17 protein-coding genes are annotated in these 17,264 nt (G+C 72.7%); 8 read left to right on the top strand and 9 right to left on the bottom strand.

Translation table 11 applies throughout. The features are described 5' to 3' along the window. Positions 1-7 precede the first annotated feature (7 nt). The 3 genes from ACZ4Z3_RS22250 to ACZ4Z3_RS22240 form a co-directional block, all read right to left on the bottom strand. Positions 8-466, bottom strand: coding sequence for a hypothetical protein (locus ACZ4Z3_RS22250; protein WP_468502614.1), 459 nt, complete (start codon positions 464-466; stop codon positions 8-10). An 87-nt stretch (positions 467-553) separates the two neighbouring features. Then, positions 554-934: a GtrA family protein gene (locus ACZ4Z3_RS22245; protein ID WP_468502750.1), complete on the bottom strand. Its 381-nt coding sequence runs from the start codon at positions 932-934 to the stop codon at positions 554-556. 318 nt (positions 935-1,252) lie between these two features. Beyond that, positions 1,253-2,194 carry a hypothetical protein gene (locus ACZ4Z3_RS22240; protein WP_468502613.1) on the bottom strand — a complete coding sequence of 314 codons (942 nt, stop codon included), beginning with the start codon at positions 2,192-2,194 and terminating at the stop codon, positions 1,253-1,255. 481 nt (positions 2,195-2,675) lie between these two features. Here ACZ4Z3_RS22240 and ACZ4Z3_RS22235 point away from each other — a divergent pair, with 481 nt between their 5' ends. From ACZ4Z3_RS22235 to ACZ4Z3_RS22220, 4 genes are all read left to right on the top strand, one after another. Next, the gene (locus ACZ4Z3_RS22235; protein WP_468502612.1) at positions 2,676-3,644 is read left to right on the top strand and encodes an ATP-binding protein; all 969 of its coding nucleotides are present in this window, start codon (positions 2,676-2,678) and stop codon (positions 3,642-3,644) included. 82 nt (positions 3,645-3,726) lie between these two features. Beyond that, positions 3,727-4,119 (top strand): SCO5389 family protein, encoded by a 393-nt coding sequence (locus ACZ4Z3_RS22230; RefSeq protein ID WP_468502611.1) that lies wholly within the window; start codon positions 3,727-3,729, stop codon positions 4,117-4,119. 363 nt (positions 4,120-4,482) lie between these two features. Continuing rightward, positions 4,483-7,350: a SpoIIE family protein phosphatase gene (locus ACZ4Z3_RS22225; RefSeq protein WP_468502610.1), complete on the top strand. Its 2,868-nt coding sequence runs from the start codon at positions 4,483-4,485 to the stop codon at positions 7,348-7,350. Positions 7,351-7,654: 304 nt separating this feature from the next. Beyond that, on the top strand, positions 7,655-8,938 hold the full coding sequence (locus ACZ4Z3_RS22220) for an SdrD B-like domain-containing protein (protein WP_468502609.1): 1,284 nt from the start codon (positions 7,655-7,657) through the stop codon (positions 8,936-8,938). Between the two features lie 96 nt (positions 8,939-9,034). Here the strand turns inward: ACZ4Z3_RS22220 and ACZ4Z3_RS22215 are convergent, their stop codons facing one another. Continuing rightward, positions 9,035-9,808, bottom strand: a complete 774-nt coding sequence (locus ACZ4Z3_RS22215; RefSeq protein WP_468502608.1) for a hypothetical protein — start codon at positions 9,806-9,808, stop codon at positions 9,035-9,037. 195 nt (positions 9,809-10,003) lie between these two features. Between ACZ4Z3_RS22215 and ACZ4Z3_RS22210 the strand changes: the two genes are divergently transcribed. Further along, positions 10,004-10,354 carry a LuxR C-terminal-related transcriptional regulator gene (locus ACZ4Z3_RS22210; protein WP_055520293.1) on the top strand — a complete coding sequence of 117 codons (351 nt, stop codon included), beginning with the start codon at positions 10,004-10,006 and terminating at the stop codon, positions 10,352-10,354. Positions 10,355-10,618: 264 nt separating this feature from the next. On the opposite strand, the gene ACZ4Z3_RS22205 is transcribed toward ACZ4Z3_RS22210, so the two are convergent. Beyond that, complete coding sequence (locus ACZ4Z3_RS22205) at positions 10,619-11,059, bottom strand: hypothetical protein (protein ID WP_468502607.1); 441 nt, start codon at positions 11,057-11,059, stop codon at positions 10,619-10,621. A gap of 251 nt (positions 11,060-11,310) precedes the next feature. Continuing rightward, positions 11,311-11,895 carry an RICIN domain-containing protein gene (locus ACZ4Z3_RS22200; protein ID WP_468502606.1) on the bottom strand — a complete coding sequence of 195 codons (585 nt, stop codon included), beginning with the start codon at positions 11,893-11,895 and terminating at the stop codon, positions 11,311-11,313. Positions 11,896-12,020: 125 nt separating this feature from the next. Here ACZ4Z3_RS22200 and ACZ4Z3_RS22195 point away from each other — a divergent pair, with 125 nt between their 5' ends. Together ACZ4Z3_RS22195 and ACZ4Z3_RS22190 are read left to right on the top strand one after the other, a co-directional pair. After that, positions 12,021-12,512, top strand: coding sequence for a DUF3515 domain-containing protein (locus ACZ4Z3_RS22195; protein WP_468502605.1), 492 nt, complete (start codon positions 12,021-12,023; stop codon positions 12,510-12,512). Positions 12,513-12,635: 123 nt separating this feature from the next. After that, complete coding sequence (locus ACZ4Z3_RS22190; protein ID WP_468502604.1) at positions 12,636-13,229, top strand: TlpA family protein disulfide reductase; 594 nt, start codon at positions 12,636-12,638, stop codon at positions 13,227-13,229. Here the strand turns inward: ACZ4Z3_RS22190 and ACZ4Z3_RS22185 are convergent. After that, entirely contained in the window at positions 13,204-14,346 is a 1,143-nt protein-coding gene (locus ACZ4Z3_RS22185) for a hypothetical protein (RefSeq protein ID WP_468502603.1), read from the bottom strand. The two genes, ACZ4Z3_RS22190 and ACZ4Z3_RS22185, sit on opposite strands and share 26 nt — an antisense overlap. Before the next feature lie 282 nt (positions 14,347-14,628). On the opposite strand from ACZ4Z3_RS22185, the gene ACZ4Z3_RS22180 reads away from it, so the two are divergent. Further along, positions 14,629-15,819 (top strand): hypothetical protein, encoded by a 1,191-nt coding sequence (locus ACZ4Z3_RS22180; RefSeq protein WP_468502602.1) that lies wholly within the window; start codon positions 14,629-14,631, stop codon positions 15,817-15,819. 85 nt (positions 15,820-15,904) lie between these two features. Here the strand turns inward: ACZ4Z3_RS22180 and ACZ4Z3_RS22175 are convergent, their stop codons facing one another. Further along, positions 15,905-16,663, bottom strand: a complete 759-nt coding sequence (locus ACZ4Z3_RS22175; RefSeq protein ID WP_468502601.1) for a L,D-transpeptidase family protein — start codon at positions 16,661-16,663, stop codon at positions 15,905-15,907. Then, a complete protein-coding gene (locus ACZ4Z3_RS22170; protein ID WP_055540895.1) occupies positions 16,653-17,156 on the bottom strand; it encodes a SigE family RNA polymerase sigma factor in 504 nt (167 codons plus the stop codon). The genes ACZ4Z3_RS22175 and ACZ4Z3_RS22170 overlap by 11 nt, the downstream gene beginning before the upstream one ends. Positions 17,157-17,264 lie beyond the last annotated feature (108 nt).

Here is a 17,264-nt window from a genome sequence, read left to right as displayed (position 1 = left end):
GCCGGAGTCACGACGCGCTCGGACCCGGGCCGCCCGTCCTGCCGTAGGTGCTCAGGTCCTGGACGGTGCCGCCGACCTTCTTCCGCAGCGGCTCCAGCACCTCCTCCTTCGCGGAGATGGCCCAGCGCGGGCCGACCAGCTTCTTGCCGCCGTAGATGGCGGCGGAGTCCAGCCAGACCTGGAGGAGTTCCTCCTTGGGGAACGTGGTGATGAGGTAGTCGCCGGCCTTGGTCTGGCAGACACCCTCGCGGAGCTCCTCCGCCTCGGTGCGGATCTTGACCTCGCAGCCGGTGAGCGAGGCGAGCACCTCGACCTTGGCGGGGGCCACCACCTCGGCCACCCGGCCGGCGTCGTCCGCCGCCTTCTTGGCGGACCCGCCCCCGTCACCGCCGCCGCACCCCGCCACCAGGGGCAGCACCGCCAGGCCGGCCGCCAGCGTGACTCCGCGCGTCAGCTTCCTCACCACGTGCCGTACTCCGTTCCGCGTGCTTGGTACCGGTCTGCTTCCTGCCGCGTGGGCTCCCCTTCCGTACGTACGAGGGCGCCGGAACGCTCAGCGCGGGCCCGGCGACATGATGGTGCGGGAGACGAGGAACGTCACCGGGACCGCCACCCCGGACACGAGGAGCGGGGCGAGGCGATGGCCCTGGTGGAGCACGTCGACGACGACATAGACGCCCGCGGTGGTGATCAGGAGGTTCGTGACGTTGCCCAGCGGGAACAGCAGGAACTTCCGGAGCGTCGGGCGGGTGCGGTAGGTGAACCGGGCGTTGAGGAAGAAGGAGCCCGTCATGCTGAGCGCGAAGGCGACCAGGTGGGCGGCCAGATAGGGGACGACGGTCAGGAGGATCAGGTAGAGGCCGTAGTACGTGGCCGTGTTGAGCACGCCGATCACGGCGAAGGTGAGCAGCTGCGCCGCGAGCGGTCGCGGCACACGCGCCGGCCGGGCGGGACGCGCCTCGGGGGACGCCGTCGCGCCCGCACGCGCGCGTGGCGCCGCGTGGGTCACGGGACCCGGTCCTCGGTCGTGCTGCACGGCTGGGGCCCTCCGTCGGTGCGTCTGTCGTGCCGGTGCGCTGGACCTTCACCGGCACCGGCACGACCTCCACCGCCAAGGCGGGCGGCGACTACGTCGACGTGCGCTGAACGCGGCGCGTCCGGCCCCCTCCGGATGGAAGGGGCCGGACGCGCCGTCGGACGTCACCGGTCACGGATGACCGCGGACCGCGGTGGCCCGTCGGCGGGCCGGGGCTCAGGCGCCCGTGCGGCCCGCCGACTTGCGGCGGGTCACCACGAAGATGACACCGCCCGCCGCGACCAGGCCGGCCGCGCCGAGCGCGAGCGGGATCGCGTTGCCGCCACCGGTCTCGGCGAGGTCGCCGGAGCCGCCGTTGGGGCTGGGGGTGGAGTCGGGGGTGTCCGCCGGGGTCTTCGGGGACTCGGAGGGCGACGGGTTGTCGTCCGCCGGGGGCTTCTCGTCCGTCGGCGGCTTCTCGTCCGTCGGCGGCTTCTCGTCCGTCGGCGGCTTCTCGTCCGTGGGCGGCTTCTCGTCGGCCGGGGGCTTCTCCTCCGCCGGGGGCTCCTCGGTGGGCTCGCAGTACTTCGTACCGCCGTTCCAGGCCGCGATCAGCTTGTCCTTGATGACCGGACGGTCGGGGCCCTTGGGGAGGTCGCCGTGCTCGAAGCCGTCGGCCGCGTCCAGCTTGCCGTCGAACTTCACCTTGCCGCGGTAGAGGTCGATCTGGGCGTAGCAGCCCGCGTCCGGGACCGCGATGTCCAGGGTGTCCGTGCCGCCCCGCTTCACCGTGACGGTGTCGAAGTCGACGAAGACCTGCTCGCCGGAGGTGGCGAAGGTCGGGCCGTGGGCGAGGTAGGAGGCCAGGGAGACCGTGCAGGTCGTGGCGTCGGCGGCGGCGCGGACCGTGATGTGGACCTTGCCGTCCTCGGTGGGCTTGAGGTTCTGGTCGTCGAGCTTGACCCAGTCGGCGAACTTCACGCCGTCCAGGGAGAACTCGCAGCGGTCGGTCTCGGTGGCCGTGCCCGCGCCCTGGCCGGGGGCGTAGCTCTTCTCGCCCCAGCCGTCGCCGCCGGGGCCGGTGGCCCAGGCGGAGCCGGAGGCGGCGGCGGTCAGGGCGAGGGCGGCTGCGCCCGTGCCGATCAGGCGGCGCATGGTGACACGTCTCGCTATGGACATGCAGATCCCATTCTCGAGCTTGGCGGTGCGAGACCCCGGGCGCACGGCGGCGGGCGCACGACGGCACAGGGCAGCACCGGGGTCACCGGGGGCCGCGCCGGGGTGTGAGGTCGTCGAAGAGACACCGGGCCCACTGGTCTCATGAGCCGCAGAGTGAGCACATCGTTTACCACCGAGTAGGGGCTGTCAACCTCGGTAAAAGGGAGGTCACTTGGGCTCGCTGCGGAGATGTGCGCACGGAGGCCACACATTCGGGACACATGGGGAATCCCGCGCTCCGGAGGTGCCACGGGCTCCCCATGAACCCACCTCCGACTGCCCACCGGCGCGCAAAGTCTTCACCAACGGGCGCCGCCCGAGGGGGGAGCGGCGTGGCGGGATTTGACATCGCCCGACCCGCTCCCGACTCTACGTTCATGACATCCATTTTCATTTGCGGTGCCGTGTTCGTCGCGGGCGCCGCCGAACGGGGTGGTGGTCCGTGCGTGTCGCCTTCGTAGGGAAGGGCGGCAGCGGCAAGACGACGCTGTCCGCGCTCTTCGCCCGCCATCTCGCCCGGAGCGGCGCCCCGCTCGTGGCGATCGACGGGGACATCAACCAGCATCTGGCGCACGCGCTCGGCCTCGACGAGGACGAGACGTTCGGCGCCCCGCCGCTCAGCTCCCGCACCGGTGAGATCAAGGACCACCTGCGCGGCGTCAACCCGCGGATCGTCTCCCGCGAGGCCATGGTCAAGACGACGCCGCCCGGCCGGGGTTCGCGTCTGCTGCGGCTGCTCGGCGACGACGAGGTCCACGGCACGCACGTCCGCGAGGTCGGCGGTGTCCCGCTGATGGTCACCGGCGCCTTCGACGAGAGCGACCTCGGTGTCGCCTGCTACCACTCAAAGCTCGGCGCGGTGGAGCTGTACCTGAACCACCTCGTCGACGGCCCCGGCGAGTACGTCGTCGTCGACATGACCGCCGGCGCGGACGCCTTCGCCTCCGGGCTGTTCACCCGGTTCGATATGACGTTCCTGGTCGTGGAGCCGACCCGGAAGAGCGTGTCGGTGTACCGGCAGTACCGGGAGCACGCCGCCGAGTTCGGCATCCCGGTCGCCGTCGTCGGCAACAAGGTCACCGGCGAGGACGACCTCCTCTTCCTCAAGGAGCACGTCGGCGACGACCTGCTCGCGCACTGCGTGCAGTCCTCCTACGTCCGCGCGCAGGAACAGGGCCGCGAGCACGGCGAGTTGGAGTCCCACAACCGGCGGACCCTCGACGCGCTCAAGGCCGCCGTCGACGCCCGCACGAAGGACTGGGCCACCTTCCAGCGGCACGCCGTCGAGTTCCACCTCCGCAACGCGGCGGCCTGGGCGAACGCGGCGACCCGCCACGACCTCTCGACCCAGGTGGACCCGGAGTTCCGCCACGGCCCGGAGGCCCTGACGCCGCCCACGGCACTCACCTGACCGATCCAGGCGCCCGGCGCCCCCCTCCCTCTGCCTTTGCCTCTCCTCCCTCCCCCGGCACATCCACAGAACAGGAACACCCATGTCGCTCGACGTTTCCCCGCAGTTGCTCGCCGACGCCGAGAAGGGCGAGGTACGGGAGGAGGAGTTCGTGGAGACGGTGCGTACGTCGCTGCCGTACGCGTACGACCTGATCGCCTCCCTCGTCGGCGAACTGCGCGCGGGCAGCGCGGAGTTCGCCGACAACCGGACAGCCCCGCCGTCGGAGAAGGAGCGCGGGCAGCTGCTGCGGGCGCTGTCCAGCGACGCGATCAGGGGCAGCCTGGAGCGGCACTTCGGGGTGGCGCTCGCCTTCCAGAACTGCCACCGGGTGGCGGTGTTCCCGGCGGAGGCGCGCGGCGGGGCGACGTACACGAAGTTCACGTCGCTGCGGTCGCAGATCCTCAACCAGTCGCCGGAGTTCCGCGACTGCTGACGCCCGCGCCGCGACCCTGAACTGGGCCGACCGCCCCCTCCACCCCCCTCTCGCGGAGGGGGCGGTCGGCCCGACACGCGGGAGCGCAGGGGGCGTACGGGAGCGCATCACCGGCGTACGGCCGCACGGTCGGCAGGGGCGGGGGCGGACACGCCCTCGGCTCGGTGGCGTTCGCGCGTACGGCTTCGTCCCGTTCCCGCCCGATCCGGCACCGTGCGGGTCGCGGGCGGGCGCCTGTGCCGCAGATGTCCGCGCGCCGTGGTGCGGCGCCGGGTGAATCAGGCCGTCACAAGTTGGCCTGTTCGCGATCACACAAGGTGAATAATGGGTTCAGAGGGCGTCTCAGCGACAGAGAGGGTCGCCGTGGGGACCGACAGGGACAGTGCAGTCACCCGTCAGCGCTTCGACGTGGCCGACGCCGCGCCGCTGCTCATCGACGCGGACGGGATCGTGACGAGCTGGACCCGGGACGCCGAGCGGCTCTTCGGGTACCCGGCCGCCGAGATCCTGGGCCGCAGCGTCCGTACGCTCCTGAACCCCGAGGACGGCGCCCGCATCGCCCACCTGGCCGACACGCACCGCGCCCGCGGCGGCTGGTCCGGCATCCTCACCGCCCGCCACCGGGACGGCCACGACATCCGAGTGATGGTCCGCGTGGTCCCGGCCTGCGAGGCCCCGACGGGTGAGACCGCCGGGGGACGGGGCGTCAGCGGTGGGGGTGGAGACGTCGGCGGCGGGGGACTGGCCGTCAGTGGCGAGGGATGGCGGCCGGCTGCGGTTCCCGTGCGGCCCGCTCCCTCGGGCACGCCGCGCCCGACCGGTGCTGGGGGAGGCCTGTTCGGTCCTCCGTCCTCGTCGCCGCAAGCCGAAGCCGGACGGTCGTGGGAGACCACGCCCCGACCGGGGCCGCGACCCGCCCAGGCCGCACCCCGTCCGGCGGAACCGCCCCACCCGCCGACGAACCCCACTCCACGGCCCACGCCCCCGACCGCGTCGCCCACCCACGGCACCGGCTTCGCACCCGCGAGCCCCTCCCCCGGGTACCCGCGCCCGGCTGCCCAGCCCTTGCCCGGTACCCCACACACGCCCTCCCCCACCCAACCTCCCGCCGACGCCCTCGACCCCCTCCGGCACGCGCACTGGATCGCTCTCGTGTCCGACGCCACCGAGGCGCCCGGGTGGGACATGAGTCGGACCGTGTTGGAGCGGATGACCGCGCGGTCGCCGGTCGGGATCGCGATCGTGGACACGGACCTGCGGTTCGTGTGGTCCAACGCCGCGCTGGAGCGGTTCGGCGGCGGCCGGGCGTACGAGCGGGTGGGGCTGCGGCTAGCCGAGGTGCAGCCGGGGCTGGACGCGGACCGCATCGAGGCCCAGATGCGCAAGGTCCTGGAGACCGGCGTACCCGTGCTCGACTACGAGCACGTCGGCCGGGTCAGGTCCGCCCCGTACCGCGAGACCGCGCACGCGATGTCGTTCACCCGCCTGGAGGACGACCACGGTCGCCCCATCGGCGTCTACTACACCGTGATGGACGTGTCGGACCGCCACCGCGCCCGCACCCGCCTCGCCCTGCTGGACCGGGCCGGTGAGCACATCGGCCGCACCCTCGACGTCCGCCGGACCACCCAGGAGCTGGCCGACGTCGTCGTCCCGGCGCTCGCCGACTTCGTCACCGTGGACCTCCTGGACTCCGTGCTGCGCGGCGCCGAGCCCGGCCCGCTCGGCGACGGCTCCGTCCCGCTGCGCCGCACCGGGCAGCAGTCCGTGCGCCCCGGAGTGCCGGAGGCCGTCGTGGAGATCGGCGCCGTCGCCTCGTACGCGGCCGGCTCACCCCCCGTGCGCGCGCTGGTCAGCGGACGGTCGTGGTCGGAGCCGAGCCTGGACCCGACGTCGGCGGGGTGGGCGAAGGCCGTCCCCGGCGGCCGGGAGCTGCCCGCCGACGCACTGGGCCTGCACAGCGTGATGATCGTGCCGATCCGGGCCCGCGGCATCACCCTCGGCATCACCACGTTCTTCCGCCGCGACCGCCAGGACCCCTTCGACGCCGTCGACCTGGGCCTCGCCGAGGAGATCGTCGGCCGTGCCGCGGTCTGCGTCGACAACGCCCGCCGCTACACGCGGGAGCGGGACGCCGCGCTCGTCCTCCAGCGCAGCCTGCTGCCGCGCCGACTGCCCGACCAGGACGCCGCCGAGGTCGCCGTCCGCTACCGGCCCGCCGACGAACTCACCGGCGTCGGCGGCGACTGGTACGACGTCATCCCGCTCTCCGGCGCCCGCCTCGCCCTCGTCGTCGGCGAGGTCGCGGGCCACGGCATCGACGGCGCCGCCGCCATGGGCCGCCTCCGTACGGCCGTCCGCACCCTCGCCGACCTCGATCTGCCGCCGGACGAGGTGCTCGCCCACCTGGACGACATGGTCGCCAAGTCGGCCCGGCAGGAGGGCGAGGACGGCGGGGGCAGCGTCGAGACGGTCGGGGCGCGCTGTCTGTACGTCGTCCACGACCCGGTGTCCGGCACCTGCGCCATGGCCACCGCCGGCCATCCGGCCCCCACCCTGGTCGCCCCCGACGGCACGGTCACCCGCCCCGCGCTGCCCGAGGGCCCGCCCCTCGGCGTCGACGGGCAGCCCTTCGAGGCCGTGGAGCTGGAGCTCCCCGAGGGCACCGTCATCGCGCTGCACACCGACGGCCTCCTCGCCGAGGCCACCCCGGACGCGTTGTGCCGTGCCCTCGCCCGGCCCGAGCCGTCCCTCGACCGGTGCGCGCAGCGCGTCCTCGACGCGCTCGCCCCGGCCCGCCCCACCGACGACGTGGCCCTCCTCCTCGCCCGCACCCGGCGGCTGCCCGGCCACCGGGTCGCCTCCTGGGAGATCCCCGCCGACCCGGCGCTGGTCGCGGAGGCCCGCAAGACCACGGCCCGGCAGCTGGGCGTGTGGGGTCTGGACGAGCTGGCGTTCACCACCGAACTCGTGGTCAGTGAACTCGTCACCAACGCCATCCGGCATGCCGCCGGGCCCATCCGGCTCCGTCTCATCCTCGAACGCACCCTGATCTGCGAGGTGTTCGACGGCGGGGCGACCGCGCCCCATCTGCGGCACCCGCGCACCACCGACGAGGGCGGCCGCGGCCTGTTCCTCATCGCCCAGTTCACGCAGCGCTGGGGCACCCGTTTCCTCCCCGACGGCAAGGTCATCTGGGCGGAGCAGTCCCTGGCGGACCCGCCGGGGTGAGGGTCGCGCCCGTGCCGTACTCCGGGTGGGGGTGTCGCCGCCGGGGCGGACGGGTGAACCGGGACGCGAGGGCGCTGCCCTGTCGTCCGCTCCCGCGCGGGTCGCGTACGCCCGGCCGGGGCCAGTGCCCCGTTCAGCCTGATTAGCGGCTCTCCGCGCTTCGTATGAATGCAGAGCCGACGCCGGGCACCGGGCTCCGTCGCCTCGGCGCGGACCAGGAACGGGCGGGCAGCGGCGAATGCGAGACGTGGTGCGGCGAAGAACACGGGGACCAGAACGGGAACGGCGACGCTGTGCTGGCCTGGTGCTCGCCGTAGCAGCGGCCCTGGTGATCGTCCCGGCCTCCGGAACGACGGCGGGTGCCGCGACGGCCGGTGGTCCGGCGCGTGGTGACGGCACGGTGATCGTGCGGGTCGTCGAGGAGGTCGACGCCGACGGGTTGTACGACCGGCCGGCGGAGAAGGGCATGCCGGGTGTGCGGGTCACGCTGACCGACGACCGCGGCACCGTGCTGACCAGGACGACGGGCGCCGACGGGACCGCCTCGTTCCGTCCGGCGGGGTCCCCGTTGCGGGGCGGCCGGTACCGCGTCCAGGCCCACAACCCCGACCTCGCCAACCTCCGCCCGGCCCTCGCGGGCCACGGTGACGGCCCGGACGTCATCCGGAGCCCCCTCGGGTTCGTCGACGTCTCCGACGCCCGCGACACCACGTACACCACCGGCTTCTGGGCGCCCGGCGTCCACCGCCGGGAGCACACCGAGCCGGGGCCGGAGGGCCGCCGCGGGGCGCCCGTGCAGATCGGCGACCGCGTCTGGTTCGACACCGACGGCGACGGCGTCCAGAACCCGTCCGAGCCACCGGTGCCGGACGTGCGGGTCACGTTCGACCCGACGTCGTCCGGGCCGAGCCTCACCACGACCACGGACACCGACGGGGAGTACTACGTCGGTACGGCGCAGGGTCTGCGGCCCGACACCACCTACCGGGTCTCCTTCGATCACCGCGGCGTCGATACGAGCCGGCTGCCGGGGCGGCCGGGCGCCGCCGAGCTGACATGGACGGCGCGGGAGGCCGGGTCCCACCGGCTCGTCGACTCGGACGTCGACCCGTCCGGCGCGAGCACGGTGTACGTCGGTGACCCCGGCTATGTGAACCACACGGTCGACGCCGGTCTCACCAAGGCGCTGCGGCTGACGCTCGCGAAGGCCGACGCGGAGACGCGGCGGCCGCTGGCCGGCGCGGTGCTCGGCCTGTGGGAGGACAGCAACGGGACGCCCGGACTCCAGCGGCACGGACCCGGCGGGGACCGGCTCGTCGGCGACTGCGCCACGTCGAGCACCGGACGCTGCTCGTTCGGGTCGCTGCCCGCCGGCACGTACTACCTGGTGGAGACCGGTGTCCCCGAGGGCTACGTCCTGCCGGCCGAGCCGGTCACCGGTCCGTACGCCCTCACCCCGAAGAACGCCTCCCGGGGCACGGGCCTGCTCGTCCGCCTCGACGCCGAACGCGAGCAGTGTGGTGGCGGGAAGAAGTGCGCGGAGCGCCCGGGCGCGCGACACGGCACCCTCGGATGGGATCGGCCCTGACCAGGGGCCTGAGGGTGCCGTGCGCGTCCCGGAGGGTGGGGCTCCCGGGGGAAGGATGGGAGCCACTTCCCCCGGGAGAGTGAGGGAGACCGGACGTCAGCCGTGGATCAGCTGGGCGGTCCAGGTCTTGGTGTGACCGGTGACGGCCTGGTCCTTGGCGACGGCCTTGCCGACGGCCTGGACGCGCGGCGTGGCCTTCCACGTGATGTCGGCGCGGGCGATGCCCTTGACGGCGACCTTGACCGCGGCGCCCTTGATCGCGTACGCGGCGTTGACGTTGGTGACCTGGGCCTGGGCGCGGGCGTGGCGCTGGACCTTGCCCTTGACCACGTTGTAGCGGAGGGTCAGCCTCTCGGTGGTGACCGGGATGTTGAAGATCTTCTCGGTCGCGCTGTAGGTCACCATGTGACCGCCCTTGAGGCCGCCCTTCGAGGACACGTTGTGGACGAACTTGACGTCCGCGTTGTACGAGGTGACGTTGGTCACCGGGATGTTGAGGGGGCCATTGAGCTGCTTGAAGAGGGACGCGTAGATCTTGCCGTCCTGGAGGTACCCGACGAACTTGGCCTTCTTGGCGGCCGGCAGCGCGGAGAAGCTCTTGAGGGTGCTCTTGGCCTCGGGCGTCTTCTGGGCCTTGAGGTAGGCGGTGTAGCTGCCGACCGTCAGCTTCGCCGGCAGCTTCCCGGCGGCCTGGTCGGCGACCGTCTGTACGCCCTGCCGCGGGCCGGACTCGGCGGCGGACGCGGCCGGCGCCAGCACGGCGACGGCGGCGGCTCCCGCGACGGCTGCGGCGGTGAGGCGGCGCGTGGTGAAGCGGCTGTGCACAGTGATCTCCCCGTTGATGGTGTGCCGTTGGGTGGTGCGTGACAAGGAGCTTAGGGACCAGCGGAGTTGGCCAAAATTGTCCCTTCGGGCAGTGACCTTGTGGGATCCCCCCACTGTGACGTGGCCGTGTCATTACAGGGTTCTTCTTGTCAGTAGCGGACGCTAAGTTGGAGGGAGATCGCCGCCGCACCCGGGGCACGGGGCTCTGTCGGGAAAAGCGGCATCGGGAAGGACAGACCCATGACCAAGAGGTCTGACGTAGGAGACACCGCGTGCGCCTACCGGCGCACGGGAGCCGATCCGGTTCGGGACATCAGCAGGCTCAAGACGCTGACGGACCGGGAGAAGGAAGTCCTGCTTCTGCTGGGGACGGGCCTGGGCAACCGTCAACTCGCCCGTGAACTCGGCATCGCCGAGCGGACGGTGAAAGCGCATGTCGCCCGAATAGTGGAGAAACTGCAGCAGGAGACCCGGCTTCAGGTCGCGGTGCTCTCCGTCCTCGCCCATGAGCTGCTGTGCGCCGACCCCCGGTGCGCGTGCGGCTCGGCCGCGCCGCTGTCGTCCCGACTCGTCGGGGCATCCGCGGTCTGAGCGTCGGCCGCGACCGGCCCAGCGCCCTCGACCACACATCCCCAAGGGCGTTGCACGGCGTGGATTTGACGTTCACTTGTGGAAATTTTGACTCTCCACAGCGGGAGAGATCAATCAACTCAACAGCAACGGAAACGACTTACGGGGTGAATGTGAATATGCGTCGCATGTCCGAAGCCATACCTGTCGCGGCCAGACCCGGACCGGGGTCCGGCACGCGGAGCTGATCTGTGGGTGGGGGCTCGCCGAAGGGCGGGCCCCCACTCAGGTCCGGATCACCCGGCCGGAGGGCGCCGTCGGCACGAGGCGGTCGTAGCCCCAGGCGCTCAGGCCCATCGCCATCACGAACTGAAGGTCCAGCAGGGCGACGGTCATCATCACGAAGGCCCAGTCGACCGACTCCGCGAGACCGCTCCCGCCCCACACCCCGCCCAGCACCGCGCACACCAGCACCAGGAACGCGTAGACCGAGACGTCGATGGTCGCGGTGCGCCAGCGCGAGAGCGCGGGGAGCGCCTTCCGTACGACGGTCAGCACGGCGACGGCCACGGGAGGGAAGATCAGCCCTCCCCCGGAGATCATCCCGATCCCGAGGTCGGAGAGGGACAAACCCGAGCCCACCTGCACCACGAGCGCGCCCCACAGCCAGGAGGGAAGGGTGACCAGGGCGGCGTGTCCGGCCGCTCGGCTCCACGGTGTCAGCATGCGCGCGCTCCTCGGATCCCCGTCGCCACCGGAGGTCGGCCGGCGGCGGTCCCCGCCGTGGTCGGCCGGCGGGGGACGACAGGAGTCTCTCAGCCGGTGCCCCGCCCGCACGGGCCGGGTGCCCGCGCGCCGGCCCGTGGGCCGGTCGGGGTCCCGGCACGACGGGTGCGGCGAACGGCCTGCTCACCCCCTCGGGCGAGCAGGCCGTTCGCCGTGTCCCCCGCCGCTTCGGGCGGGATCTGCGGGAGAGGTCAGGACAGACCCCACTCCTGCTTCTTGCGCGCGGCGTCCGAGTCGCCGGACGGCGTGATCGTGATCTTCGTGCCGGACGCGTCACGGCCGGCGGTGATCACCTTGTTGGCGAGCCTGCTGTAGATCTTGCTGCCGCCGAGGGCCCACTGCTGGCCCTTGGACTTGTTGCAGCTCGACTGCTTGACCTGGGTGTTCGTGGCGGCCGACGCCACGGACAGGCACTTCTTCGAGTGCTTGTTCTTGATCACGAACAGCCGGGTCTGGTTCGGCTTGTTGTTGTTGATCCACACGAGGTCCCACCGCTGGGTGGTCGCCGTCCTCGAACAGCCGCGCAGCTTCAGCACGGCCCCGTTGCCCTTGGCGTTGTCCATCGACAGGCACATGCCGCTCTTGCCCCACACCTTCTCCAGGCGCACGTTGCCGTAGCCCTTCGGAATGGTGTCCTGCGCCGCCGTGGAGGCCGCCGATGCCGGAATCGCCCCGCCCGCCAGCAGCGCACCCGCGACACCCGCGAGCACCAGGCCCTTCGCCCCGTTCTTCACCAGGACCACGTCCCCTTCGCAATCGCGTACTCGGATCACCATGAGCCTAGATTCCCGCTGGTGGGAGAGGTATTGGCTCTTGGGGCACTGCCCCAAGGTGCAACGTGTCACCACGACTGACCCGGCCCGCCGGAAGGGCCCGCGGCCGCCCGCCGTACGATCGCGTCATGCTCCGCCGTACCCGTATCGCTCTCCTGGCCACCGGCGCCGTGGCGCTCGTCATCGCCGCCACGGTCACGGTGCGGGTACTCAGCGAGCCGACCTACAGCTTCGCCGCCGCCCCCCGCGCCGGGGATCCCGCGTGCGCCCGGGTCAGCGCGCAGTACCCGGACCGGCTGGCCGGGCTGGACCGGGCGGACACCGACACGAAGGGCGCCGCCGTGTGGGGCGACGGGTCGATCGTCGTGCGCTGCGGGTTCCCGCGGCCCGCGCCCACCGCCGACCCGTGCACCCAGGTGGACGGCGTGGACTGGGTGTGGCGCGCGGACGAGCGGCGCGAGGGCCGGCAGCTGTTGATCACCTACGGCCGGGAGCCCGCCGTCGAGGTCCAGGTGGCCGCCGACCGGGCCGCCACCGACGCGGTCCTGGTCGGCCTGTCCGGCATCGTGAAGCCGATCGAGCAGAGCGGCGAGTGCCTGTCCCTCGCGGACACCCCGTAGCGAACGGACACCCGGCGGCGGCCGCCGCCCCGGCCCCTTCCGCCGAGCCCCGTCGAGGGGGGTTCTAGGGTGGAGGGCGGGTCAGGCCGGTCGGCGGAGCCGGGGCAGGGAGTAGGGACGCAGGTGGCGACGAAGAGGATCTCGCGGGCGGTCGTGGCCGCGATCGCGGCCGGTGTCGTGCTCTCCGGCTGTACGACGACGAAGACGCTCCGGACCGACGAGGCAGGGGCCGGGCAGTCCGACCGGTCGGAGGGGTCCGTGCTCAGGCGCGTCCCGGCGGCCCAGCGCGAGGACGCGCCGGACTTCTCCGGCACCACCGTCGACGGCCGCCCGATCCGCCTGTCCGACTACCGGGGCGACGTCGTCGTGGTGAACGCCTGGGCCACCTGGTGCGGTCCCTGCCGTGCCGAGTCGCCGGCGCTGGACAAGGCGCAGCGGGAGCTGAGGGAGCAGGGCGTGCGGGTGCTGGGGGTGAGCTACGACGCGGGCCGGAAGAACGCCCTCGCCTTCCAGAAGGAGCTGGGGCTGTCCTACCCGAGTCTGCACGACCCGGGCGGCAGGCAGTTCCTGAAGCTGCCGCGCGGCCTGGTGAACCCGCAGATCCTCCCCTTCACCCTCTACATCGACCGCGAGGGCCGGATCGCCGGGGCGACCCAGACCCCCGTGACCACGGACGACGTGCGGAACGCCGTCACGCCGATCCTGAAGGAGAAGTAGCCCGGGCCTCGTCCCGGTACTCATACGAGGAGTCGCCCGAGTCACCGGAGTCGCCCGACTCGTCGGCTTCGCCCGAGTCGCCGGAACCGGTGTCGCCGTCCCCGGTGGCCTCCTCAGCGGAGCCGTCGGTGTCGTCGGTGGCGCCGTCCCGGGCCGTCCCGGTGGACTCGTCCGGGGACTCGCCGCGCTCGCCGGAACCCTCCCGGCCGGTCTCCTCCTCGTCCCGCTCCGGCGCCCCCGTCCCCTTCTCGCCCTTCTTCGGCTCACCCTTCTCGGTCTCGCCCTTCTCAGGCTCACCCTCCTTCGTCTTCTTCTCGGCGAGGACCTGCTGGAGCCGCTCGGCGCCGGCGCGGGCGGCCTCGCGGGTGGCGGCGCCGTCGATGCCGTAGAGGCCGCCGTGCGTGAGGAGGACGGCGGTGTCGCCGACGCGGACCGCGGCGAGGTCGAGGGTGAGGGCGCCCTCCTCGCCGCCGACGTCGCCGCGGACGACCAGCCGCAGCCCCTGCCGGGCGTCACCGATGCCGCGGGGCAGGTCGACGAGGGTGACCTCGGCGGCGTACTCGCGGTCCCCGAACCCGGTGACGGTGAACTCGCGGCACTCGCCGGCGAGGCCGCGGAAGTGGTCGAGCCGCTCGTCGATCTGGGCCTTGTCGTAGGCGCCCACCTGGTAGCGCAGCTGGGAGCCGTATTCCTCGTCGTCGAAGCCGGTGACGGCACGGCCGCCGTGGGGTGTGCCGAGCAGGTCCTCGGCGTAGAAGGCGTCGAGGAGCTCCTGGCACTCGGCGGGGTCGGTGCGGCCCTTGAGGAGGCCGTCCCGCCAGGTCGCCGCGCCCCGGGTGCCGGACCAGGCGCCGCCGAGGTCGCCCTGGCGGAGCAGCGCGCTGCGGGCGCGGGCGTCGGTGAGGACGGGGGCGGTGGGCCGGGCGCTCGGGGAGGCGGAGGCGGGGAGCGTGGCCTCGTCGACGGCGGCCTCGGGGAAGCCGCGCGGGGGCGGGTTCCGGTCGGCCACACAGGCCGTCGCCGTGCCGAGGAGCAGCCCGGCGCCCAGGAAGGGGAGGAGGACACGGCACGCACGGGGCGTACGACGAGACGTACGAGGACGCGTACGACGGCGCATGGGGAGCCTTTCGGGAACACGGCGTTTGGCTCTACCGCAGCACCGCCCGGTCCGGTCCACCAGCGGAGGGGGGACGTACGGGTGAGGGGCACCGGACGGCGGTGTCCGCGGCGCGGCGCCTTGTCCTTCGGGGCAGTGCCCTCAAGTGCACTGCCCCAGGAGTCACTTACGCACCGTCACCTCGCCTACCTAGGGTCATGACAGGCGCCTGACACGAGACACCGAAGGCTGTCCCTCCCACGGGCGCCGGCGTCATCGCAGTGGACGAAGGAGAAGAAACGCATGCAGCTTTCCCGGTTGGCGAAGGCCACGGCTCTGTCCGTGGCTCCGCTCACTCTCGTCGCGGGCGCCTACCAGGCGAACGCGCTCGGTGGGCAGCACACGGCGGGCGCGCGGCCGGCCGCCGCCGCGGCGTTCTCCGCGTCCGCGCTGTCCGCGAAGGCCGACACCGGTCTGAAGGACGTCTCCGGTTTCGCCGCGGACTCCGCGCAGGGCAGGAAGCTGAAGGAGCAGGGCTTCGGTGTGCTGAAGTCCGCGGCGGGCGAGACGGCGGTCGTCGACTCCTCGATGGCCCGTCAGGGTGTCACCGCGGCGGCCGGCAAGGGCTTCGTGGAGCTGTCCTGGAAGGGCTACGCCGACGGCGCCCGCTATGTCGTCGCCCGTGACGGCAAGGACATCGCGACCCTGGGCGCGGGCGTGACCTCCTTCCGCGACACGGCGGTCCGGGCGGGTGCCGAGTACACGTACCAGATCATCCCGATCCTGCCGAAGGGCGGCGCGAAGGGCTCCCGGCTGTACGGCGTGAAGGTGGCCGTGCCCAAGTCCTCGTCGCTGACGGGGATGCGGGAGGCCGCGGCCGAGCGGGCCTCCGCCGCGGCGGCCGCCTCGACGACCACGCTGAGCTGGGTGGGCTTCATCCCCCAGAAGTACGTGGACGCGCCGCTGGGCGGCTGTGACTACGGCCGGAACTTCAAGTTCGGCGGCGACGACCACAGCGACTTCAACTGGAAGTCCAGCAAGTACCGCTTCGCGCTGCACGCCACCATCACCTGGCGCGACAAGAAGGTGGTGGCCAACAAGCACATCCGCCCCACCACGGTCTATGTGAAGAAGACGAGCAAGTTCGTCGCGAAGAAGACCGCCAGCGCCAAGAACGTCTACGCGAAGAAGCTGGGCGGCAGCGGAAACTCCGTGGACATCCGGATGAACGTCCACGCCACCAACCCGTTCTGCAAGGGTCTCGGCGGGGTGAAGGGCGCGGCGTCCGGCGCGTTCACCATCAACATGACCAAGAGCGGCAACTGGGCCATCCGCTCCGGCAAGCACCGCCTGTTCCCGAACCACTTCATCTACATCTACGACGGTGGCAAGGTCACCAAGGTGTACACCCGCAAGCACGCGGGCACGGCGTGCCTGATCGGCTCGGTGGCCTGCCCCGAGGCGGACCTGACCGGCCGCTACGGCAAGTTCTGACCATCGTCCCCGTCGGGGGGTGTGCCGGCGCCTCGTGCGCCCGGCACACCCCTCTTCGCGTTCCCCGGTCGGACGGGGCGCCGGGTCAGGGTGTCGCGGTCGGGGTCACTTTCGCGGTCGTCGGGGTCGCCTTCGGGGTCGTCTGTGTCGCCGGTGTCGCCGGTGTCGACCGGGCGATGATCTCGACCACCGCGCCTTCCGGCAGTTGTTCGTAGAGCCAGGCCGCGTCGGTGGGGCGCAGGGTGATCCAGCCCGCGGTGGTGTCGCGGTCGCGGGGGGCGGCCTTCTCGTCGGTGAGGGCTGAGGCGATGTGGGCCCCCGTTCCGGGCTTCGGCTTCTCGCCGGGCGCGGTGTCCGTCCGGTCCAGCGGGACCAGTTCGAGGACCCAGCGCAGGCGCACCGACTGGGTGCCTGCGGACGCCTCCGTCTCCCCGGAGACCAGCCTGACGGTCTCCTTCCCGGTGACGGTCATCAGGCCCGTCGGTGTCGGCGTCCCGGTGGTGTCGAGCGAGACGGGGAGTTCACGCCCCTCGATGGCGAGGACCTGGCGGGACAGGTCGACGGTGACGTAGGGGACGTCCCGGGCGGAGGACCGGTCGGGGCCGGGGCTCGCGAGCGGGGAGGAGCGCTGTTCGGCGCCGTGGCCGGTGCCCTCGCCGGTGACGTGCACCGTGAGGACGGCGGCCAGGGTCGCGGCGGCGCAGCCCCCGGCGAGGAACGCGGTCGTCCGGCGGCGGTGCCTGCGGCGTCCGGCGGCGGCGCGGATCCCGGCGCCGGGCAGGCGCGGCGGCGCCTCGGCGGCTTCCGCCAACTCCCGCAGGCGGCGGGTGAGTTCATCGGACACGGCCGTGCTCCTTCTCGCCCTCGCCGGGGGCCAGTTCGCGTGCCAGTGCCGCCCGGCCGCGGGACAGCCTGGCCTTGACGGTGCCCACGGGCGCACCGGTCTCGGAGGCTACCTGCTCGACACTCAAATCGCACAGATGGTGCAGGACGACCGCCATGCGCTGCGCCTCCGGCAGTCTGCGCAACGCGTCCACCAGTACCGCACGTTCCGGCTCGGGGCCGGGCGCGTGCTCGGGGGGCGGATCGCGGCGCATCAGCTCCAGCCAGCGGCGCGCCCGCCGCCACCGGCTCACCGCGAGCCGCATCGCCACCGTCCGTATCCACGCCTCGGGCGCCCCGTCCGCGAGGAACTCCCGCCGCCGGTCCCAGGCCCGGACGAACGCCTCCTGCACGACGTCCTGCGCCTCGCCGTGGTCCCCGGTGAAGGCGAAGAGCTGGCCGGTCAGCCGGGGGAACGCGGTGGCGTAGAACGCGTCGAACTCTTCCTCGGTCATGTCCCCGCCGTCATCGACAAATCCGTCGGGCCGCTGTGCAACCCGGTCGCCCCCCTCGTGCGTACAGGTCCCGGACGTACGCCACGTACGCCCGACATCGAAACACAC

The sequence above is a fragment of the Streptomyces sp. NPDC030296 genome, from assembly GCF_055572815.1.
The sequence above is the reverse complement of the archived record's forward strand: the minus strand, read 5'-3'. Positions and strand labels throughout refer to the sequence as shown.

Coding starts and splice junctions, on each gene's coding strand:
- ACZ4Z3_RS22240 (WP_468502613.1), bottom strand. CDS start 2,194: ATGTCCATAGCGAGACGTGTCACCATGCGCCGCCTGATCGGCACGGGC.
- ACZ4Z3_RS22230 (WP_468502611.1), top strand. CDS start 3,727: ATGTCGCTCGACGTTTCCCCGCAGTTGCTCGCCGACGCCGAGAAGGGC.
- ACZ4Z3_RS22210 (WP_055520293.1), top strand. CDS start 10,004: ATGACCAAGAGGTCTGACGTAGGAGACACCGCGTGCGCCTACCGGCGC.
- ACZ4Z3_RS22205 (WP_468502607.1), bottom strand. CDS start 11,059: ATGCTGACACCGTGGAGCCGAGCGGCCGGACACGCCGCCCTGGTCACC.
- ACZ4Z3_RS22200 (WP_468502606.1), bottom strand. CDS start 11,895: ATGGTGATCCGAGTACGCGATTGCGAAGGGGACGTGGTCCTGGTGAAG.
- ACZ4Z3_RS22195 (WP_468502605.1), top strand. CDS start 12,021: ATGCTCCGCCGTACCCGTATCGCTCTCCTGGCCACCGGCGCCGTGGCG.
- ACZ4Z3_RS22185 (WP_468502603.1), bottom strand. CDS start 14,346: ATGCGCCGTCGTACGCGTCCTCGTACGTCTCGTCGTACGCCCCGTGCG.
- ACZ4Z3_RS22180 (WP_468502602.1), top strand. CDS start 14,629: ATGCAGCTTTCCCGGTTGGCGAAGGCCACGGCTCTGTCCGTGGCTCCG.
- ACZ4Z3_RS22170 (WP_055540895.1), bottom strand. CDS start 17,156: ATGACCGAGGAAGAGTTCGACGCGTTCTACGCCACCGCGTTCCCCCGG.